General features: G+C 67.0%; 11 protein-coding genes. 6 read left to right on the plus strand and 5 right to left on the minus strand.

The features are described 5' to 3' along the window. The first annotated feature begins 492 nt into the window (after positions 1-492). The 3 genes from SP5_RS16435 (at position 493) to SP5_RS16445 (ending at position 6,753) form a co-directional block, all read left to right on the plus strand. Positions 493-3,279: a TonB-dependent receptor gene (locus SP5_RS16435; RefSeq protein ID WP_052811608.1), complete on the plus strand. Its 2,787-nt coding sequence runs from the start codon at positions 493-495 to the stop codon at positions 3,277-3,279. Between the two features lie 64 nt (positions 3,280-3,343). Beyond that, positions 3,344-5,638 (plus strand): alpha-N-acetylglucosaminidase, encoded by a 2,295-nt coding sequence (locus tag SP5_RS16440; RefSeq protein ID WP_042490689.1) that lies wholly within the window; start codon positions 3,344-3,346, stop codon positions 5,636-5,638. Continuing rightward, complete coding sequence (locus SP5_RS16445) at positions 5,635-6,753, plus strand: acyltransferase family protein (protein ID WP_042490690.1); 1,119 nt, start codon at positions 5,635-5,637, stop codon at positions 6,751-6,753. The genes SP5_RS16440 and SP5_RS16445 overlap by 4 nt, the downstream gene beginning before the upstream one ends. Positions 6,754-6,898: 145 nt before the next feature. Here the strand turns inward: SP5_RS16445 and galA are convergent, their stop codons facing one another. From galA to SP5_RS16460, 3 genes are all read right to left on the minus strand, one after another. Next, positions 6,899-9,784: a beta-galactosidase GalA gene (gene galA / locus SP5_RS16450; protein ID WP_174435561.1), complete on the minus strand. Its 2,886-nt coding sequence runs from the start codon at positions 9,782-9,784 to the stop codon at positions 6,899-6,901. Further along, on the minus strand, positions 9,781-12,591 hold the full coding sequence (locus SP5_RS16455; RefSeq protein ID WP_042490691.1) for a glycosyl hydrolase 115 family protein: 2,811 nt from the start codon (positions 12,589-12,591) through the stop codon (positions 9,781-9,783). The genes galA and SP5_RS16455 overlap by 4 nt, the downstream gene beginning before the upstream one ends. 128 nt (positions 12,592-12,719) lie before the next feature. Continuing rightward, positions 12,720-14,405, minus strand: coding sequence for an alpha-L-fucosidase (locus SP5_RS16460; RefSeq protein WP_042490692.1), 1,686 nt, complete (start codon positions 14,403-14,405; stop codon positions 12,720-12,722). A gap of 351 nt (positions 14,406-14,756) precedes the next feature. Between SP5_RS16460 and katG the strand changes: the two genes are divergently transcribed. Then, positions 14,757-16,988, plus strand: coding sequence for a catalase/peroxidase HPI (gene katG, locus SP5_RS16465; protein ID WP_439645623.1), 2,232 nt, complete (start codon positions 14,757-14,759; stop codon positions 16,986-16,988). A gap of 63 nt (positions 16,989-17,051) precedes the next feature. Here the strand turns inward: katG and SP5_RS16470 are convergent, their stop codons facing one another. Then, positions 17,052-18,446, minus strand: a complete 1,395-nt coding sequence (locus SP5_RS16470) for a sensor histidine kinase (RefSeq protein WP_042490694.1) — start codon at positions 18,444-18,446, stop codon at positions 17,052-17,054. Continuing rightward, a complete protein-coding gene (locus tag SP5_RS16475; protein ID WP_042490696.1) occupies positions 18,436-19,101 on the minus strand; it encodes a response regulator in 666 nt (221 codons plus the stop codon). The genes SP5_RS16470 and SP5_RS16475 overlap by 11 nt, the downstream gene beginning before the upstream one ends. A 100-nt stretch (positions 19,102-19,201) precedes the next feature. Here SP5_RS16475 and SP5_RS16480 point away from each other — a divergent pair, with 100 nt between their 5' ends. Then, the gene (locus SP5_RS16480) at positions 19,202-20,278 is read left to right on the plus strand and encodes an ABC transporter substrate-binding protein (protein ID WP_042490697.1); all 1,077 of its coding nucleotides are present in this window, start codon (positions 19,202-19,204) and stop codon (positions 20,276-20,278) included. Continuing rightward, on the plus strand, positions 20,278-21,771 hold the full coding sequence (locus SP5_RS16485; protein WP_042490699.1) for an OprO/OprP family phosphate-selective porin: 1,494 nt from the start codon (positions 20,278-20,280) through the stop codon (positions 21,769-21,771). The genes SP5_RS16480 and SP5_RS16485 overlap by 1 nt, the downstream gene beginning before the upstream one ends. Positions 21,772-21,857 lie beyond the last annotated feature (86 nt).

Consider the following 21,857-nt stretch of genomic DNA (forward strand, 5'->3'; position numbering starts at 1 on the left):
AGCGTTCGGCGTGGTGCCCACTCAACTCTGATTGATCGTTGCTCTGCGCAACAAGATCGCCGCCCAACCTCAAATGACAAAATATTCACGATCTCAAGTCGTTAATATTCAACGACTATTTCTAGCCAGTCATTGCCCTGACCAATTTCCGCGTGAAACCGCTTTCCGCCCCGTTGACAGGCATGACCATTCCATGTCACCGATAAGACCATAAGATTACAACACCGCGATGCAGGAAGAAATATTCGGTCTTTCGGCGTGATGGGCGCACATGATCCAAAGGATCAGGCGGCCTTTATGACGGCGGACTTCGGACAGGCTCCGCGTCCCGACGCAGCAGATGAGACGGCCGATCCCGGTCCGTGAACGCTCACCCCGTTCCGGCCGCCGACGCCCCCTGCTTCCCGCCGGCCGCCGATAGCCCGTCCGGCAAAGTCTCGGGGAAGCCCGGCGCGATGTGCCCCGCGTCGGGATCAGAGGGAGGGAAAGAGCATGACCATGTCACCGTGCCACGACGCGTCGCGTCTCCGGCGCAAACGCCTGCTTCACACGACCGCCTTTACCGCGGCCTGGGCCGCATCCGCGATGATCGCCGTGCCCGCCATGGCACAGACCGGCGGCCCCGCCGCCACCTCGACCACCAGCATCGCCGCCGCCGCCGATGCCGCGCAGGCGACGCCCCAGACCGACACCGCCGGGGCCGATGCCCAGAACGAGATCACCGTCACCGGCTATCGCCAGAGCATCGCCTCGGCGCTCGCCGCCAAGCGCAACGACATCCGCATCACCGACGGCATCTCGTCGGAGGATATCGGCAAGTTTCCCGCCCAGAACATCACCGAGGCGATCCAGCGTATCGCGGGCGTCCAGATGTCCAACATCAACGGTCGCGGCTCGACGATCAGCATCCGTGGCCTGGGTCCGCAATATGCGCGCACCACGATCAACGGCCAGACCTTCGCCAGCGCCGACTTCAAGGACGGCTTCCGCTACGACATCATCCAGACCGATCTGGCAAGCGCGATCCAGGTCATCAAGTCGCCGACCGCCGACATGGATACGGGCGGGCTGGCCGGCACCGTCAACATCGACACGGTCAAGCCGCTCGCCTATAAGGGGCCGAGCTTCATCGCGGGCATCAAGGGCTATTATTCCGACTATCGCAAGGCCGCGACGCCCAAGGTCAACGCCGCCTATATCAAGCGCTTCGCCGACGACACGATCGGCGTCATGCTGGATGTCGGCTATCAGAAGCTGAAGGATCGCGGCGACTATCTGTTCATCAAGAACTGGTATCAGCCGGGCACCGTCGCCGGGGCCTCCGATGCGCAGGTGCCGGGCAATCTCCGCTATCGCCGGATCGACCGCGATACCGAGCAGCTGATGGGCAGCGGCGCGATCCAGTGGAAGCCGCAGGACAATTTCGAGGTCCTGTTGCAGGGCGAATATTCGCGCGACCACACCCGCTACGACACGCGCCAGATGGTCTTCGGCCGCTGGGCCGCCTCGGCGGTGACGGTCAACAGCAAGGCCAACGGCGTCGCGAACAACATCAACATCAGCAACTTCAACGTCGACAACAACGACCAGCCGGAACTGCGCAACCTCCAGACCCAGGCCTATACCGGCACGGTCAACTGGAGCCCGACCGACACCACCCATATCCGCGCGATCGGCCATTATACCCAGGGCGATGCCAAGCTGTACGAATGGGCGACGATCGACGAGGTGCGCTTCGCCAATGGCGGACAGCTCGACATTTCCGATCCGTTCAACGTCAAGTGGAACACCGCCAGCCTGACCGACGGATCGATCTACAATATGGGCAACCGCACCTGGTACGCCTTTGTCGACGGCGCGACGCATATCCAGTCGGCCCACGACCGCGCGATCCAGACCGACCTGACCCAGGACCTCGACTGGCACGGGATCAAGGCGCTGGTCTTCGGCGCGAAATATCACCACGAGAGCTTCGATACCAAGGCGTATCGCCACGACCGCGACGCCGATGTCAGCGATCCCGTCACGTACCCCGAGTTCGCCTGGATCCCCGACCTGTCGAAGACCGGCGTGCTGGTGAACAACTTCCTGGGCGGGTCGATGGCGATCCCCAGCAGCTTCCTGTCGGTCAATGCCCCGCTGTGGCAGCAGATCCTGCGCGACAAGGGCATCAGCGTGCCCGACACGCCCGACTGGCCCAACACCTACCGCGTCGATCGTTACATCCCGGCGGTCTATGCGATGGCGAATATCGACGGCACGATCTTCAACCTGCCCGTGCGCGGCAATGTCGGCGTCCGCTACGAACATACCCACCAGAACGTCACAAGCAGCCTGACCAACGGCACCGGCAGCGACGCGACCCTTCTCGGCCAGCAGCATGTCGTGCAGGATTATGGCAATGTCCTGCCGAGCGCCAGCTTCGCACTCGACGTGACCTCGCACCTCGTCGCCCGTATCGCGGCGGCCAAGGTGCTGGTCCGGCCTCTGCTCAACAGCCAGACGCAGATGGCCGACACCATCACCCGCGTCACCACCAGCCTGCGGCCCAGCGTCTCGGTCGCGCAGGGCGAGAGCCGGTTGAAGCCGCTGACCGCCAACCAGCTGGACGTCAGCCTGGAATATTATCACGGCAAGGGTAATTCGATCACGCTGGCCGGTTTCTACAAGGCGGTGAAGAACGGCACCTTCACCCAATTCTACTGCCCCGGCTCGTTCGACGGCGTCGCGCTGAACGGCGTGGTCAGCGACTGCCAATCGGCGGACCTGAAGACGGATTACAGCTTCAGCCGGGTGCTGAACGACGACCGGGTCATCCATATCAAGGGCCTGGAGCTGGGCGCGTCGCAGAATTTCGACATGATCCTGCCGGTGAAGGGCTTCGGCGCGGTCGGCAACGTGACCGTGGTCGATACCGATGCCAGCGCGATCGGCACCGGCTTCAACCTGCGCGACCTGTCGAAGCTGACCTGGAACCTGACGCCGTACTGGGAAAACGAGATGTTCAGCGTCCGGCTGTCGGTCAACCACCGCAGCTCGTACGTCCAGGACGCGGCGTCGAGCTTCTTCGTCAATGGCGGCCTGACCCATGTGGTGCGCCCGCGCACCCAGATGGACCTGGCACTGGGCTACACGCCCGCCAGCTATCTCAGCTTCACGGCGGGCATCATCAACCTGAACAACACGCACGAAGACGCCTATCAGACCAACGCGAACACCTTCCAGCTCGCCAGCCGGACGGGGCGCACCATCTACCTCTCGGCGTCGACGCGCTTCTAGACCTCCCCTCTGGAGGGCGGGCCAGCCATGGTCCGCCCTTCCCTTTTGGTATGAACCGGGGACAATGAAGTCCGTGATGACCTATCCCAAGACGCTCGGCCTGATCGGCACCTTGTTTCTCACCGCCTCGATGGCCCATGCGCAGAGCGATGGCGGGCAGGCGGCGCGCGCCGCGCTCCAGCGGCTGGGCGTGCCGGAACGACAGGTCTCGGTGGCGATCCGGCCCTCGACCGATTCCCGCTACCGCGTCCGGGTCGATCATGACCGGTTGAATGTCGAAGCCTCCTCACCCGTCGCGGCAGTGCGCGGGGCGGCGGCGATGCTGAATGCGCAAGGGCGGCTCGCGATCAGCTGGGAGGGCAATCGGGTCGGCCCGATGACCCGCCTGACGCCCGGTGACAGCGGCTGGGTGGCCTCACCCTTCAACGTCCGCGCCTATCTGAACACCTGTACCTTCGGCTATACCACGCCCTGGTGGAGCTGGCCGCGCTGGGAGCGCGAGATCGACGCGATGGCGGTACACGGCGTCGACATGCCGCTGGCGATGGAGGGACAGGATTATGTCTGGCGCCAGCTCTGGCGCGAACAGGGGTTGAGCGAGGCGCAGCTCGCCCAGCACTTCTCCGGCCCCGCCTTCCTGCCGTGGCAGCGCATGGGCAATATCGAGGGCTATCGCGCGCCCCTGCCGACCGGGTGGATCGACAAGAAGCACGACCTGCAAAAGCGTATCCTCACCCGGATGCGCGACCTGGGCATGACGCCGATCCTGCCTGCCTTTGCGGGTTACGTGCCCAAGGCCTTTGCCGAGGCGCATCCGAAGGCGCGCATCTACCAGATGCGGTCCTGGGAAGGGTTCGAGGGGACCTATTGGCTCGACCCGTCCGATCCGCTGTTCGCCCCGCTGGCAAAGCGGTTCCTGCAACTCTACACCGCCGAGTACGGGCCGGGGAAATACTATCTCGCCGACGCCTTCAACGAGATGGTGCCGCCCATCGCCGAGGATGGCAGCGACACCGCCCACACCGCTTATGGCGACGCGACCGCCAATACCCCGGCGCTCGACGCCGCCACCAAGGCGGCCGCCCTGCCCCGCGAGGTGCGCGATGCCCGGCTGGCGGCCTATGGCCAGCGGCTCTACGCCTCGATCGCCGCCGCCGCGCCGGGGGCGACCTGGGTCATGCAGGGCTGGCTGTTCGGGGCGGACAAGAAATTCTGGACCCCCGACGCCATCGCCGCCTTCCTGCGCGACGTGCCGGACGAGAAGATGCTGATCCTCGACATCGGCAATGACCGCTATCCCGGCATCTGGAAGACGACGAACGGGTTCGACGGCAAGAACTGGGTTTACGGCTATGTCCATAATTATGGTGGCAGCAACCCGGTGTACGGCGCGCCCGATTTCTACCGCCGGGATGTGGCCGCGATGTTCGCCGACAAGGGGCGCGGGAATGTCCGCGGCTTCGGCATGTTCCCGGAAGGGCTGCACAGCAACAGCCTGGTCTATGACTATGCCTATGACGTGGCGTGGCCGGGCGGCGACATGGCGCTTGGCCCCTGGCTGAGCCGCTACACCGCCGCGCGCTATGGACGGAGCAACCCGGCGATGGTCACGGCGTGGCAGGATGTGGTCGCGGGCGCCTATGACGTCCGCTACTGGACCCCGCGCTGGTGGAACGAGCGGGCGGGTGCGTACCTCTTCTTCAAGCGCCCCGCCGCCGACGCACCGATCTATCCCGCCGAACCGGGCGACCGCGCGAAACTGCGTGCCGGGATCGCGGCGATGCTCAGGCTTGCGCCCGCTTACGGGAAAAGTCCGCTCTACCGCTATGATCTGGTCGACCTGACCCGTCACGCCGCCAGCCTGTCGCTGGACGACAGCGTGAAGGCCGCCGTCGCCGCCTATAAAAAAGGCGATATTCCCGCCGGAGACCGCGAGACGGCGCGGGTCAAGGCGCTGGCACACGCCATCGACCATCTGATCGGCGGGCAACAGGAAAGCCTGGCCAGCTGGATCGCGGATGCGCGCGCCTATGGCGACACCCCCGCCGAAAAGGCCGCCTATGAACAGAATGCCAAGGCGCAGGTAACGATCTGGGGCGGACGCGGCCATCTGGGCGATTACGCGTCCAAGGCCTGGGCGGGCATGTATGCCGATTATTACCTGCCGCGCTGGACCGCCTATCTCGCCGAGGCCCGCGCGGCGGCACTCGCCAAACGGCCGGTCGACGATGCGGCCTTCACGAGCCGGTTGCTCGAGTGGGAAAAGGCCTGGGTCGCTTCTCCCCGCAGCTACAAGACCGCCGCGCCCACCGATCCGGTGGCCGAGGCCCGCGCGCTGATGCAGGAGACCGCCCGATGACCACCGCCAGACCCGAGCGTTTCGCCTCGCTCGACATGTTCCGGGGCGCGACGATCTTCCTGATGATCGTGGTCAACACGGCGGGCGCGGGCGGAGCCTTTACCCAGTTGCAGCACGCGCCGTGGATCGGCTTCACGCTGGCCGACCTGATCTATCCGACCTTCCTGTTCGCAGTCGGCAATGCGATGAGTTTCGCGCTGACCCGGCCGATGGCCGAGCATGTCTTCCTGCGCCGGGTGTTCAAACGCGCCGCGCTGATCTTCCTGCTCGGCGTGTTGATGTACTGGTTCCCCTTCCTCACGCATCAGGCGGACGGCAGCTGGATCGCCAAGCCCTTTGTCGTCACCCGGCTTACCGGCGTGCTGCAACGCATCGCGCTCTGCTATCTGCTGGGGGCGCTGCTCGCGCGCTATCTGCGGCCGAGCCACCTGCTCATCGCCGCCATCGGCCTGGTCGTCGCGCACTGGGCGATCCTCGTCGGCCTCAGCCCGACGGGCGAGGCGTTCGGGCGGTACAGGAATGCGGGCACGCTGTTCGACCTGTGGCTGATCGGGCTGGAGCATCTCTACAAGAAGGATCATGGCTTCGATCCCGAGGGGCTGCTCGGCACATTGCCCGCGACCGCCAATGTGATCGCGGGCTATCTGACGGGCCTCGCCATCCAGCGCTGGGGCAAGCATGGCGCGACGGTCGGGAAGCTGGCCGCGATCGGGGCCGCGCTGGTCGTCGTCGCACTGCTGTTCGCGCCGGTCCTGCCGGTGGCGAAGAAGCTGTGGACCGGCTCGTTCGTCGCGCTGACGGTCGGGCTGGACCTGATCCTGCTCGGCGCGACGCTGTGGCTGGTCGAGGTGCGCGGCGTAACGCTCGGACGCTCCTTTCTTCAGATGCTGGGGCGCAATCCGCTCGCCATCTACCTCTTTTCCGAGCTGCTCGTCGTCGTGCTGGAACTGGTCCATGTCGATGGCGAAGGGCTTTACACCTGGGTCGGCCTCAACGCGTTCCAGCCGATCGCGCCGGGGCCGGTCGGGTCGCTGCTCTGCGCGCTGGTCTATACGCTGGTCTGCTGTGCGTTCGGGTGGGTGCTGGATCGTAAGGGGATTATCTTGAAGGTTTGACCCGTGCGCTTCGACTTCGCTCAGCGTGAACGGAGCGGAGGGCTTATACCTAACCCCCGTTCAGCCTGAGCCCTTCGGCTGGCTGGCAAGCCAGCTGCTCAGGATAAACTTCGGCGCTTTGCGCCGAAGTCGAAGGCCAAGGGACTCACCTCTCCCGAACCGAAATCGTCCGCCCCAATCCCGAAGCCTTGCCCGGCTCTGCTTCCACCAAAAGCACCACCTGCCGCTCCCCCGCCCCGGCCGGGAACGGCACGACCAGCGGCGCGCCCGCAAAGTCCGTCTTCTCCGCCTGTTTCACCCCGTCGACCCAGGCCTCGGCCCGCCCGACGACCTCGGCAAAGACCACCGCGCCGCCCTGCTCGGCCACCCGGCGGCGGGGCGTGAAGCTGGTGCGATAGGTAGACCAGACGCCCTCGCCCGGTCCCTCCAGTCGACCGGGACGCGCATAGACCAGGCTGTTCATGTCATTGCCCGCATAGCGCCGCAGCGGGTCGGGCCGGGTCGCGGTGAAGTCGCTCCGCTTCCAGTCGGTCAGCATCGCGACGGGCCGGGTCGCGGGCAGCATGGGCAAAGGCTCGGCCGCGATCACCCGCACCGACGCGCGCGCCGGTTTCAGGCCCGGCGCGGTCGCCTCGACCATCAGCGTACCCGCCCCCGCCTCGGCCCGGACCAGCGCCTGGGCCAGGCCATGGAAAAGGCGGCGCGCGGGCACGACCTCGGAGTCATGGTCGTTCGGGTCGCCATTGCCGACGCCGATCACCACGCCCTTCGTCACCCGAAAGCTGACCGGCGCATCGGCGTCCGGCACCACCCGCCCCTTCGCATCGACTGCCATCACGGTGAAGGGCTGCACATCGCTGCCCGTCCCCAGCATCCCGCCACGGTCCGCGACCAGCTTCAACGCGACGGCCTTGCCCGTCGTCTCGACGGCGGTGCGAGACACCTCGCGCCCGCCGCGATAGCCGACCGCCTCAAGCCGTCCGGCGCTATAGGGCACCTGCCATTCGGGCATCGCCAGCCGGTCGACCTTTTTCTGGCCCAGCGACTGGCCGTTCAGACGCAACTCCACCGTATCGGCATTGGTCAGCGCCATCACCCGGATCGCCTGCCCCTCGCGCCCCGGCCAGGTCCAGTGCGGCGCGATGGCGAGCGCGGGCGCATCATCGACCCATTGCGCGCGGCGCAGGTGGAAGGCCATCTTTGCGAAACCGCACAGGTCCATGATGCCGAACACGCTGCTGGTCGTCGGCCATTCGAACGGCGTCGGCTCGCCATGATAGTCGAAGCCGGTCCACACAAACGTCCCCGCGACAAAGGGCCGCGTATCGATCATCCGCCAGCTTTCGTGATGGGTCAGGCCCCATTCGGCGGCGTCGGTATCGTAGGAACTGACCTCGTGCGCGGCCATGTCGGTCTTCCACACACCACGCGTCATGAAGGCACTGGTGTCCTCCGAGCTGGTCATCGGCTTGGTCGGATGCGCGGCGTGGAAGCTGTCGTAGCGGCGATGCTGATAGTTGAAGCCCATCACATCGACCGCGTCCGAGACGTTCAGCGGTGAAAACATCCCGTCATTCATCGCCGCCGTGACCGGGCGCGAGGTATCGAGTTCCTTCACCGCCTCGGCCATGCGGCGGACCATCTCGTAACCCTGTTCGGTGCCCTGCATCGGTTCCTCGTTGAACACCGACCAGAGGAAGACGGAGGGATGGTTGCGATCGCGGCGAACCAGCCATTGCAGCTGCCGCAGATAATCGGGGCTGGGGTTGAAGTTGCGGTTCTCGTCCATGACCAGCATCCCCAGCCGGTCACATGCATCGAGCAGTTCGGGCGCGGGCGCATGGTGCGAGCAGCGCAGCGCGTTGCAGCCCATCGCCTTCAACCGCCGGACGCGCCACTCCCACATCGCATCGGGCATGGCGACGCCGACACCGGCATGATCCTGATGGACACAGACGCCCTTGATCTTGGTCGCCACGCCGTTGAGATAAAAGCCGGTGGCTGCGTCGAAGCGGATCTCGCGAAAGCCGATCCGGGTGGCGCGGGCATCGATCGCCTTGCCGTCGCGCAGCAGCTGGGTCTCCACCCGGTAGAGGGTCGGCTGGTCGACCGACCAGAGCTGCGGCGACGTAACCGGGATGGTCATCATCGCCTCGGCGGTCCTGAGCGGATCGACGGTCACGTCCGCCTCCGCCCGGCCGATGGCGCGGCCTGCCGGGTCGATCAGCACCGCCTCGGCGCGGACGGTCGCCGCCGTCTTCTGGATGTTGGAGACGGTCAGCGCGACCGGCACCGTCCAGCCCGCACCGTCGCGGCGCGGATCGGCGTGCAGGCCATTGGTGACGATGCTCACCCCGTCGCGCACCGCCAGCCAGTTGTGGCGGTACAGCCCCGCGCCCTCATACCACCAACCCTCCATCGTCTCGGCATCGACGCGGACGGCCAGCGTGTTCAGCTCCTCGCCGAACCGGGCATAGGGCGTGATATCGATCAGGATCGCGGTGTATCCGCTGAAGCTGTGCGCGACGAGGACGCCGTTGAACCAGACCTTGGCGTTGGTCGCCGCCGCGCCCAGCTGCACCTCCAGATAGCGCCCGCGCCATTCGCTCGGCAGCTTCAGCGTGCGGCGATACCAGCCGATCCCGCGCCACCGATAGCCTTGCGCGACATTGGCCTTGGGGTCGACCACCTCCTCCATCGCCCAGTCATGCGGCAGTTCGACCCCACGCCAGTCGCTGTCGTCATAGCTGACCGCCGCCGCGCCCTGTGCGATCCCGGCCTTGGCATTCTGATAGCTTTCCTCATGCCCCAGGATCGGCGGCACGGCGATGTCGCCCTTGTGGAACAGCCAACCGTCATCCAGCCGCAGCAGGCCGGGATCGGCGATAAAGGGCGGCTCGGGCATAATGTCGAACGGCGCGGGCGCATCGCCGCTGTCCAGTTCCATCGGACGGTCGACCGCCAATGCGGGCGTCCCCAGCGCGGGTGCGGCCAGCCCGCTGGCCAGAAGAGTGCGGCGGGTCACGGTCATCGGGCAGTCTCCGGCCAAGAATCAGAGGCGAGCGGCGCGTAGAGCGGGCGGGCGCCGTCGAGCACCAGCTCGACACGATCGAGGATCAGGCCGGGGTCGAGCGGCACGATCGCCACCCGGTGCTGTCCGGCGGGAAAGCTCTTGAGCGGGATGTCGGCGATCGCAGTGTTGGTCAGCACATTCTGCCGCCACTGGTCGCTGCGCCCGGTGGTCGCGAAATCGACCGTCTGCCAGTCGCCGTCGTCCAGCCGGACGGCGGCGCGAAGTCCGTGCGCGGGATCGCGCGGATGGGTCGGCAGCGCGACGATATGCAGGGTCGCCCCCGCCTCGGTCATGGTCGCGAAGCGCCATGTTGCGTGCGTGCCCTGCGCCGCCGAACCGCGTGACGGCAGGGTCAGCTTCGCCCGCAGCGCGCCGTGCTGACTGCCGAGATCGGGGATCGCTTCCCAATCCGCCCCATAACTGGCTGTCAGCGCAGGCATGGTGACGCGACGTTCGTCCTCGATGGCCGTGCCCGGCTCAACATTGGGCGGGGTCAGCGCGGTCGCATGGACGACCACCGGCCGATCGCCGCAGCGCAGCGTCACCGGCCCGACCGCACCCTTGCCGTCGTAGCGCAGGGTCAGCCGCTGCTCGTAACCCCCGCGCGCGTTCAGTTCGCCCTTGTTTTGCGACAAGGACAGACCGGCGGGCATATCGCTCACCGCCCAGGCCGTCGCCTGCGGCTGATGCTGGTACAGCGTCACGGGCCGCGCGGCGGGAATGCCGCGGGTGAAGGTCAGGACATTCTCGTCCCCGATCCATGCGCCCCACAGCCTGGTGGCGCAGCCGCTTTGCGTCGAGGACTGCCAGTTCGGCCACATCGGCTCGGCAAAGACCGGCAGGCGGCGCGGCGCCATGTCCATCATCCCGCGCCACTTGCCGCCAGCCAGCGCATTGTAGCGCCCCGTATCCGCGACCAGCCCGGCATGGGCCGCCTTCGCCCCCGCGACATAGGCATTGGCGCTGGCCCGCTGATCGCGCGCGTACAGCTCGGCCAGATCGAGTGACAGGATACGTGTGTTCAGCCCCGCCGCGCCGCGCACCGGATAGAGGACCAGCTCGTAAAAGGCATCCTGCCGGTCCTTCGCGATACGCGTGCCGATCGCCTCCGCCTGCGCCGCGAGCGCCTGATAGGCCGCGATGCGCGCCTGCGCTTCTTCGCCATCCGACCGGACATAGCCGCTCGGGCGGTTGGGCGTGACCCATTCGGTCTGGCCGAAGCCCATGAATTCGGGCTTTCGCGGCCAGGCGAGGTCATAGAAACGCATCATCACGTCCGCGATCGCACCCGCTTCCGCCGCGCCGAACTGCTCGGCCATGAAGCGGCGCAGATGCTCGCGCGGTGCCTCGTCCAGCAGCTTCCCGTCGAAGGCCAGGTCGAGGAAATATTGCGAGAGATATTCGACCGGCTTGATGTCGCCAACATTGACCACCCAGATGCGCCGCGCATCGGTGTCCCAGGCGCGCCCCATCTCTTCGCGGATCAGCGCGGGATGCGTGGTGCCCAGCCACAGATAGTCGTGCGGCCGCCCCCAATAGGACAGGTGGTAATAGACCCCCGCCCCGCCCGGCCGTTTCTGCTCCTCGGGCGTGCTGAGCCGCCGCAGATAGCCGTAATTGTCGTCCGTCCACATCAGCGTGACGTCACCGGGCAAGGTCAGCCCGGCGTCATAGGCCTCCTGCAACTCGTGATAGGCGACATAAAGCTGCGGAACCTGTGTGGCCGGTCTGCCCAGCGTGTCGGCCAGAAGCCCGCGCTGCCGCCCGACCACATCCTCCAGGATGCTGCGCCGCGCCGCCGTGGTCGTCACCCCCTGCATCGGTCCGTCATGCAGCCCCCGCAGGCCGACCGTATAGATCGCCTCCTGCCCCCTGGTCTCACCCACCCGTTCGCGCCAATAATCCAGGATCGCCTGGGGCCGCCGGGTGAAGTCGAACCCGCCGCGTTGCCCCTCGTCCCATTCGCGCAAGTTGTTGCGGAGCATCGGCTCGGCGTGCGAACTGCCGATGACGATCGCATAGCGTTTTGCGAGCGGCGCATTGCCCGGATCGCCGAAAAACGGCGTCGAGACCGAGTGCATCGCGGGCCACAGCGTATTGGCCTTCAGCCGCCACATCAGCTCAAAGACGCGCTGATAGGTCTTGGGGCCGATATTGCCCTTTTCCAGATCGAAGGTCTTGGCCGCCCAAGGCTCCAGCCCCCAATCCTCGTCGTTCAGGAAGATGCCGCGATACTTCACCGATGGCGCGCGCGACACGAACGCGGCGTCATCAATCACGATCCGCTCGCGACGGCGCGGGGTGACGTCCGCCCACCATTCCCAGGGCGACACACCCAGCGCGCGGGACAGGTCGGTCACGCCATAAGCGGCACCGCGCGCGTCCGATCCGACGATCAGCAGATAGCGCCGCCCGGCCACGCGGAACCCGGCCCGGACATAACGTTCCCAGCCGCCGGAGATCGGCGACAGGTCGACGCCGCCCTGCGCCGCCAGCTGCTGGACGATCGGGGAAGCCGTCGTTCCGATCACGACGCACATCGCGGCACAGTTCGCCGCATCCTCGACGATCGCGCCCGGCCGTCCGCCCAGCGCCGTCAGGTCGCGGGCCAGAAGTTCGGCGGCGATACGGGTGGTCCCCTCGCCGTCCGGGGCCGCCAGCAGGCTCACTCGCGTCAGGTCGAACTCGGCGGCCGGGGCGGGAGCGGCGAGGCCCAGCAACGATGCCAGGCCCGCCCCCATGACCATGATCCCCGCCCGTTTCATCCGCCCACCCCCATGGTTATCGGATCAGTCTAACCCGGCGGCTCAAGCTGTAAAGCTCATTTGCCTGACCAATTAGAGGCCTTTTCCAGTCCAGGGAAAGCGACCACCCCAGGTGGCCCCTTCCATCATCAGGCGGTGACGCCATTGCCTGAAATCACCAGCGCGACGCCGATCTCATGCCGCGCGCCCGGCGGCAGCGTGACTTCCAGCGCCTCGGCGGTGCGCTTGAACGGCAGCGGGCTGTTGTCGCCCTGCAGCGTCACGCGCTGGATCTGGCCCGGCATGGTCGGGTTGCCCTGCGCCAGCAGGGTCATGCGCGCAACATTGTCCTCGGGCCAGCCCATCACCAGCGCATGGAGATTGCCGTTGCGCGTCACATACCGCACGTCGCGCGCGGTATAGGCGGACTTGGGCCCCCCTTCGGAGAAATTGCCCGAATTGCCGCGCGTCGGGCCTTCGCCGTTCAGCTTCCACGGGCGGCTGGCATAGATCGCCTCGCCATAACGGCCCATCCATTCGGCGATATCGTTGACGATCTTCTCTTCCTTGTCGTCGATCGTCCCGTCCCCGCGCATCGGCACCGACAGCATCAGATTGCCGTTCTTGGACACCACGTCGCACAAGGTATGGATGACGGTCGCCGCCGACTTGTAGCCGTCGTTCCGATAGGTCTCGATATCGTAATGCCAGTTGCCGATGCAGGTGTCGGTCTGCCACGGGAAGCGCTCGATATAATTTTTACCGCCACGCTCGACGTCGTCGACGATGCCCGTGCGCCGCTGCGGCGGCGTCATCTTGCTGGTGACGACGGCTTCCAGGCGGCCGCCATTCCACTGCATCGACTGGTTGTAGAACCAGGATGTGAAATCCAGGCCATATTGCTCGAGCGGCAGGTCGAAATTGTCGAAATAGACCATGTCCGGCCGGTATTTCTGGACCAGATCCTTGGCGCGGAGCAGCCAGTTGGGCGCGAAGTTCGAGCCTGCCGGAACCCCCTCGTTCCACAGGCGGTCGGTCGCCTCGTGCCAGGCATTGGCCTCCGCCTCGGTACGGATGCCATCGGGCATCGGCATGTGGCGGCCGGTATAAAGCTGCTGCGGGTCGAGCCCTTCCCACCATTGCCCGCGCCCTTGCGCGGCGGTCAGCTTATAGGCGTCATAGCGTTCACCCGCGCGTGGGCCGGTCGGGTCATAGCCATAAGCGGGCTGGTTCCAGTGCCAGGCATGGGCCGAGTGGTTCGACACGGCGAAGCGCAGACCCCGCGCGCGCGCGCCCTTCGCCCATTCGCCGACAATATCCCGGCGCGGTCCCACCCGCGTCGTATTCCATGCATGATATTTGGAATCATAGGCGTCGAGATTGTCGTGATGGTTGGCCAGCGCCATGAAGTATTTCGCGCCCGCCTTCTTGTAGAGGTCGAGCAAGCGGCCGGGGTCCCAGCGGTCCGCCTTCCACTTGTTCTGGATCTGCATGAAACCGACATCGGCCGGGTGGCCATAGGTCTTCAGATGATGGTTGTAGGCGCGGCTGCCGGGCAGATACATCTCGCGGGCATACCAGTCGCCCTGTTCGGGCACGCACTGCGCGGTCCAGTGCGCCCACATGCCGAACTTGGCGTCGCGGAACCAGTCGGGCACGCTGTACCCGGCGGTCAGTGACGCCCAATCCGGCGTGAAGCGCGAGGGCGGCGGCACCTTCAGCGCACGCCCCGCTCCCATGGCTTGCGGCGCCGTCGGTACCGCCGAGGCCGCTGCGGGTGCCAGTGCCGCCGCCGCGACTGCGCCCCCGATCATCTCGCGTCTGTTCGCCTTCATCCCTCGCTCTCCCTGCCATCGATCCGGTCGCTCGCACCGGCACTTTCAAGTCAGCCCGCTCGGGTTACGTCACCCGCCCTGCTCTCTTCTGTGAAAGCATTATGTTATAAGCGCGATCATAATTCACATTTGTCGGAGTTTGCAAGGCGTGTCGCAAGGGGCCAAAATAGGGGCGCGCTCTCCAATCCCGTCGCGCATTCAACCCTACCGCACCGCACCATGCAATCGATGACTGTAATCGGGTTAACTCGCTTTGCCATCGAGACCCGGTTTTCTAATCGCGCCCCGCAACACGAATAGCAGACCAAAGGGGCCCCAATGCCGATTGCACCCGTTTCCCTGATCGCGATGATGGCCGTGCTGACCAGCGCGCCGCAGCAGACCGACCGCCCCCAGCCCAAGGCGCCGACCGCCGCCAAGACCGTGACGCAGGACCCGCCCGCGCCGGTCGTCGCCCGGCCCGGCGGCATGACGAACCGCGACTGGTGGCCCAGCCGCCTCGACCTGACGGCGCTGCGCCAGCATGAGGACACCCGTGCCAATCCCTACGGTGCGGACTATGACTATGTGAAGGAGTTCAACAGCCTGGACCTGGGGGCGGTCAAGGCCGACATCCGCCGCGTCCTGCACACGTCGCAGCCCTGGTGGCCGTCCGACTATGGCAATTACGGTCCCTTCTTCATCCGCATGGCCTGGCACAGCGCGGGCACCTATCGCGCCGGTGACGGGCGCGGTGGTTCGGACGGTGGCGAGCAGCGCTTCGACCCGCTGAACAGCTGGCCCGACAATGTCAGCCTGGACAAGGCCCGCCGCCTGGTCTGGCCGATCAAGCAGAAATATGGCCGCAAGCTCAGCTGGGGCGACCTGATGGTGCTCAGCGGCAATGTCGCGCTGGAGGATATGGGCTTCAAGACGGTCGGCTTTGCCGGTGGTCGCGTCGATGCGTGGCAGCCGGACGTTGTCTACTGGGGCCCCGAGACCAAGATGATGGGCACCGAGCGAACCAAGGCGGACGGCACGCTGAAGCGTCCGCTGGCGGCGACCACCATGGGCCTCATCTACGTCAACCCGGAAGGACCGAACGGCAATCACGATCCGATCGGCGCCGCCGCCGATATCCGCCGCGCCTTCGGCAACATGGCGATGAACGACGAGGAGACGCTGGCGCTGATCGCGGGCGGCCACACCTTCGGCAAGGCGCATGGCGCGCATGCCCCGAAGGATTGCGTCGGGGCCGAACCGGCGGCGGGTGCCATCGAGCAGCAGGGCCTGGGCTGGGCCAATAAGTGCGGCAAGGGCAATGCCCAGGACACCGTGACCTCGGGCCTGGAGGGCGCCTGGTCGGCCTCACCCACCCAGTTCACCACCCAATATATCGACAATCTGCTCAACTATGACTGGGTGAAGACCAAGAGCCCGGCGGGCGCGACCCAGTGGATTCCGACCGACCCGGCGGCGGCGCAGCTGGTGCCCGACGCGCATCTGCCGGGTGTCCGCCACGCGCCGATCATGTTCACCACCGACATGGCGCTGAAGGACGATCCTGCCTTCCGCAAGATTCTGGAGAGCTGGCAGAAGAACCCCGACCTGTTCGCACAGGCCTTTGCCCGCGCGTGGTTCAAGCTGACCCACCGCGACCTCGGCCCGCGTGCCCGCTATCTGGGCAAGGACGTCCCGACCGAATCCTATGTCTGGCAGGACGTGCTGCCCGCCGCCAGCTTCGCACCGATCGGTGCGGAGGATCAGGCCCGGCTGAAGTCGATGGTGCTCGCATCGGGCCTTTCGGGTCCGGCGCTGATCCGCACGGCCTGGGCCTCGGCCTCGACCTTCCGCAGCACCGACATGCGCGGCGGGGCGAACGGCGCGCGGCTGCGCCTCGACCCGCAGCAGGGCTGGGCGGTCAACGATCCGGCCGAGCTGAAGACGGTGCTGGCGAAGCTGACCGCGATCCAGAAGGACTTTGCGCGCAGCGGACGTCAGGTGTCGATGGCCGACCTGATCGTATTGGGCGGCAATGCCGCGATCGAGCAGGCGGCGCGGGCCGGGGGCATGACGGTCAGCGTGCCGTTCAAGCCCGGTCGCGTCGACGCCACCCAGGCACAGACCGATCCGAAGTCCTTCGCCCATCTCGAGCCGGTCGCCGATGGCTTCCGCAACTATTACGGGCCGAAGGCAGAGGTCAGCGCACCCGAAGCGCTGGTCGACAAGGCGGACTCGCTGGACCTGACCGTGCCGGAAATGACCGTGCTGGTCGGCGGAATGCGCGCGCTGGCCGCCAATAGCGCCGGATCGAAGAACGGCGTGCTGACGACCCGTCCGGGAGCGCTCAGCAACGACTTCTTCGTCAACCTGCTGTCGATGGACACGGTATGGACCAGGTCGGCGACGCCGGGCCTGTATGAGGGCAAGGACCGGGCGACGGGCGCTGCCCGCTGGACCGCGACGCCGGTCGACCTGATCTTCGGCTCCAACTCCGAACTGCGCGCCGTGGCGGAGGTCTATGCCGCCGACGATGCCAGGGAGAAGTTCGTGAACGACTTCATCGCCGCCTGGACGAAGGTGATGGACGCGGATCGCTTCTGAAGCGGGATGCATGAGATGCCCCCCTCCCCTTCAGGGGAGGGGATCGCCCTGACTATTGCAATGTCATGACGGTCCGAGCACAGCACCAAAGCGCAACGTGATGCGCAGGCCCGGGCGGGTATTCACGATCTCCAATGCGGCATCGAGCCGCGATGCGGCCGAGCGGACGATGGCGAGGCCCAGTCCGCTGCCCTCGCTGTCGCGGGCGGTCGACAGGCGGGTGAAGCGCTCGCCCAGCCGGGCCAGATCGGCATCGGGCAGACCGGGGCCGTCATCGGCCACGTCGATCCTGATCCCCTCCCCCGCTTCGTCGGACACCGTCAGCATCACCTGACCGCCGCGACGATTATAGCGGATCGCATTGTCGAGCAGGTTGGACAGGATCTCGAACAACAGGGTGCGGTGGCTGGCGATCGCAATGTCGGCGGGTGCGTCGAGATGGATTTCCACCCCCGCCTCGATCGCCTGGGCGATGCGGCGGTTGATGACGGCGACCGCCACCTCGCGCAGGTCGACCCGTTCACGCGGTGGCGCGACCCCTGCCTCCTCGGCACGGGCGAGCGCCAGCAACTGCGTCACCAGATGTTCCAGCCGATCGGCGGCGTCGGCGATCTCGCCCAGTGCCGCCGGACTGCCACGTCTTGCCAGGGCGACCTGCACCTTGAGCACCGCGAGCGGCGTGCGCATCTGGTGCGAGGCGTCGGCGGTAAAGCGCCGCATCCCCGCCGTCGCGCTGTCCAGCCGGGCGAGCAGATGGTCGAACGCATCGGCAAGCGGGCGAAGCTCGACCGGCAGCGGCCCGGTATCGAGCGGCGACAGGTCCGGCGTCGCGCGCGTGTCCCGCGCCGCCACCGCGCCGCGCAAGCCCGCCAGCGGCCGCAGGCTCCAGGCGAGCGCGGGGCGGATCAGCAGCATGGCCACGCCCACCAGCAGCAACTCGCCCAGCACCAGCGCGACCACCAGCCGCCGTTGCAGCGCACGGCGACCGTCGAGCGTCTCGGCCACCTGCACGATGACCGGCGCGTCGATGCGGGGCAGCGCGCGGCGCACTTCGGCGATGCGGATATCCTGATCGCGGTAGCGGGCGAAGCGGAAGCGCGGCGTGTCGAGTGCCAGTTCACCGATGTTCGGCGCGGACAGATCGGCATAGCCGGTCAGCAGCCGTCCCCCTACCGCGATCCGGTAATAGACATTGTCGCGCTCGCTATTCTCCAGCATCCCGAAAGCGGCGGCGGGCAGGTCCAGCGTCACCTCGCCGCGCTCCACCTGCACCGTCTCGGCCACTGCGCCCAGCGCGCCACCCAGCACGCGGTCGTTGGTCCGGCGAACCACATCGGCGATCAGCGTCGCCCCCGCCAACCCCAGCAGCACCGCGATCGCCAGCATCGGCGCCAGCATCGCGGCAAGCAGCCGGGTGCGCAGCGCTACGGCGCGCCCGCGTGGAGGCTCAATGGGCATCGAGCATATAGCCGACCCCGCGCACGGTGCGGATTGCCGGGCCATCGGGGGCCAGCTTGCCGCGCAGCCGGGTGATGTTCACCTCGATGGCGTTGGGGCCGACCGGCTCGTCATAGCCGAACACCTCGGATTGCAGCGTCTCGCGCGGCACGATCTGCCCGGCGCGGGTGGCCAGCGCGTCGAGCACCGCCCATTCGCGGCGACGCAAGTCGAGTGTCCGCTCCCCCACCCTTGCCGCGCCGCGCGAACGGTCGAGGACGAGCGCGCCGACCACCAGCTCGGGCGTGGGATCGCCCCCGCGCCGCCGCCCCAGCGCGCGAATGCGGGCCTCCAGTTCCTCCGGCGCGAAGGGCTTGCGCAGATAATCGTCCGCGCCGAGGTCCAGCCCGCGCACCCGGTCGTCCAGCGCATCGCGCGCGGTCAGCATCATCACCGGCACCCGGTTGCCCTGCCGCCGCAGCGTCTGGAGCACCGAGAAGCCGTCAATATCGGGCAGCCCGACATCCAGGACGACAAGGGCATAGGCTTCATCCGCCGCGACCATCAGCGCGTCCTCGCCCGTCGCGACATGATCGACCGCATGGCCCGCCGCGCGCAACAACGCGACGATCCCGCGCGCCAGCGCCGCATCGTCCTCGACGATCAGAATCCGCATGGCGCGGGCCTTGCGTGAAAGGCGGATGACAGCTTGGCGGGATAATCCATGGCATTGAGCTTACCCGAACCCAGAGGCGGGAAGCGAGAGGACCTGAACGATGCGAATGGTAATTCTATCGATGCTGATGCTGGGTGCCGTCGCGCCCGCTCACGCCGATGCGCAGCGCCCGGCCGGTTATCCCCGCTCCTATGACGCGCTGGTCGACGAGGCGCGGGGCGAGCGCATGGTGCGCATCTATGGCAATGCCGACACCGCCGCGATGCAGCCGCTGATCGCCGCGTTTCGCCGCACCTATCCCGGCGTCCAGGTCCGCTATGACGATCTGGAATCGAGCATCATCTACGACCGCGTCGTCGCCGAGGCGCGCCGCCGCGCCGCCGGGGCCGATCTGGTCTGGTCCTCGGCGATGGATCTTCAGGCCAAGCTGATCAACGACGGTTATGCGCAAGGCTATCTCAGCCCGGAAAAACCCGCGCTCCCCGCCACGGCGGTGTGGAAGAATATGGGTTACGGCGTCACCGCCGAGCCGGTCGCCTTCGTCGTCAATCGCCGCCTGATCCCCGCCGCGCAAGTGCCGCGCACCCATGAGGCGTTCGAACGATTGCTCCGCACCCGTCGCGGCGCGCTGATGGGCAAGGTCGCGACCTATGACCCCGCCCGGTCCAATGTCGGCTATCTCTATCTGACCGAGGATCATGCGATCACCCGCGACACCCGCTCGCTGGTGCAGGCGATCGCGGCGACCCGGCCGATCCTGTCGCGCACGACCGAGCCGATGCTGGATGCGGTGTCGGCGGGGCGGATCGCCATCGCGTATAATGTGGTCGGCCCCTATGCGCTGACCCGGGCGATGCGCGACCCGAATATCCGGGTGGTCTTCCCGCGCGACTATACAATCATCGCCTCGCGCGTCGCCTTCATCGCGCGCGACGCCCGGCATCCGGCGGCGGCGCGGCTGTTCCTCGACTTCCTGTTGTCGCGCACAGGGCAGACGCTGCTCGCGAAGCAATGGCTTTTGCCGGTGCGGGCCGATGTCCGTGCGCCCCGCCTGTCGCGCGAACAGCAGCGCCCGATCCGCGTCGGGCCACAGCTTCTCGTCAATCTCGACACCATCAAGCGCCGCCGCTTCCTGGCCGACTGGCGCGCCACTCTTGCTCAAGAGGCCCCAAAGTGATGACTCCGATCCGAACCGCCACCGCGCTGGTCGCCCTGCTGGCCGCCACCCCCGCGCTGGCCCAGACGCCGAGCAACGACGACCTTGCCGCTCTGGTGCGCCAGCAGGCCGCCGAGATCGCGACCCTGCGCGCCCGGCTCGACCGGCTGGAAGGCACGACCGCTGCCGCGCCCGCTCCGGTCGCCGCCACGACCCCCGCCCCGACCACGCCGCCCGCGCCGCAACTGGCGCAAAGCGACACGATCGGTCGTGATACGGTGACCCGTCCCTTCGCGCCGCAGCTGGTGCCACCCGGCCCCGCCGAGCGCGACGTCGCACAGGCGCGGCAAGCCAATGCGGCGGGCGTAACGACCGAATGGGGCGCGGGCCTGCCTGTCTTCCACTCGGCGGACGGCATCTACACCTTCAAGCCGCGCGGTCGCATCCTGACCGATGTCAGCTCGACCTTCGGATCGGCCTATGACGGGCGCAACATCACGACCACGGGGATGCGCGCGCTGCGCCTGGGCCTGGAAGGCGGGGTCGGCACCCATTTCTTCTACCAGTTCGAGTCCGATTTCTCGGAGAACGAGGTCGATATCGTCACCGCCTTCATCGGCTGGCGCAACCGCATCCGACCGGGCCTCGATTACGACGTGCGCGCCGGGCATCTGTTCAACGATCGCGGGTTCGAGGGTTCGACGGGATCGGATTCGACGCCGTTCATGGAGCGTACCGTCGTCTCCACCGCCATCATCCCGCAGCGCGGCTTCTACGGCGTCGGCATCATGCCGCGCCTGTTCTGGAAGACGGGCCACGCCTCGCTGACCCTGACCGGTGACCGGATCGACGGCAACCAGGCAACCAATGACAGCCGCACCGTGCTGGGCCGCGCGCACTGGAACCCGATCAAGACCGACCATTCGGTCCTGCATGTCGGCCTCTGGGGCTTTGATGAGGCGTTGTCGTCGGCGGCGACCACGCTGACCCGCAACACGGTGATCGGCGGCCGCTTCAACGGCGCGTTGCGCGTATCGACCGGCGCGCTGCTCGGCGGGCGCAGCACCACCGGTTATGGCGCGGAACTGGGCGGCTATGTCGGCCCCGTCTGGGTCATGGCCGAGGCGGGCGAGCGCCGCGCGCGCCTGACCGGCGGCCGCCCCGATTTCCTCAGCAAGGCGTGGAGCCTGTCGGGCGGCTGGTTCGTCACCGGCGACCTGCCGCCATACAACCCGCGTCTCGGCAGCTTCGGCCAACCGCGCGTCCTGAAGCCGATCTTCGAGGGCGGACCGGGCGCGATCGAGCTGACCGCGCGCTATGAAAACCTTGATTACACCAGCCTCTTGACCGGCGGGCGCGGCTGGGCCGCGACGGCGGGGGTCAACTGGTATCTCAACAGCTTCACCCGGCTCCAGTTCAACTGGGTCCACTGGGACACCGACAATCGCGCGGGCGCCTTCACCGGCCCCGACAGCGGCGAGACGATCGGCACCCGCATCGCCGTCACCTTCTGAACATGACTTGAATCCGAACGAAGCCCCTCCCCTGCAGGGGAGGGGTTGGGGTGGGGCCTCTCCACAAGCGTCGCGCTCGCGGGAAG

Origin of the sequence: Sphingomonas parapaucimobilis NBRC 15100 (genome assembly GCF_000787715.1) — a bacterium.
Taxonomy (GTDB): Bacteria; Pseudomonadota; Alphaproteobacteria; order Sphingomonadales; family Sphingomonadaceae; genus Sphingomonas; species Sphingomonas parapaucimobilis.

Coding starts and splice junctions, on each gene's coding strand:
- SP5_RS16445 (WP_042490690.1), top strand. CDS start 5,635: ATGACCACCGCCAGACCCGAGCGTTTCGCCTCGCTCGACATGTTCCGG.
- SP5_RS16435 (WP_052811608.1), top strand. CDS start 493: ATGACCATGTCACCGTGCCACGACGCGTCGCGTCTCCGGCGCAAACGC.
- katG (WP_439645623.1), top strand. CDS start 14,757: ATGGCCGTGCTGACCAGCGCGCCGCAGCAGACCGACCGCCCCCAGCCC.
- galA (WP_174435561.1), bottom strand. CDS start 9,784: ATGACCGTGACCCGCCGCACTCTTCTGGCCAGCGGGCTGGCCGCACCC.
- SP5_RS16440 (WP_042490689.1), top strand. CDS start 3,344: ATGAAGTCCGTGATGACCTATCCCAAGACGCTCGGCCTGATCGGCACC.
- SP5_RS16455 (WP_042490691.1), bottom strand. CDS start 12,591: ATGAAACGGGCGGGGATCATGGTCATGGGGGCGGGCCTGGCATCGTTG.
- SP5_RS16475 (WP_042490696.1), bottom strand. CDS start 19,101: ATGCGGATTCTGATCGTCGAGGACGATGCGGCGCTGGCGCGCGGGATC.
- SP5_RS16460 (WP_042490692.1), bottom strand. CDS start 14,405: ATGAAGGCGAACAGACGCGAGATGATCGGGGGCGCAGTCGCGGCGGCG.
- SP5_RS16470 (WP_042490694.1), bottom strand. CDS start 18,446: ATGCCCATTGAGCCTCCACGCGGGCGCGCCGTAGCGCTGCGCACCCGG.
- SP5_RS16485 (WP_042490699.1), top strand. CDS start 20,278: ATGACTCCGATCCGAACCGCCACCGCGCTGGTCGCCCTGCTGGCCGCC.
- SP5_RS16480 (WP_042490697.1), top strand. CDS start 19,202: ATGCGAATGGTAATTCTATCGATGCTGATGCTGGGTGCCGTCGCGCCC.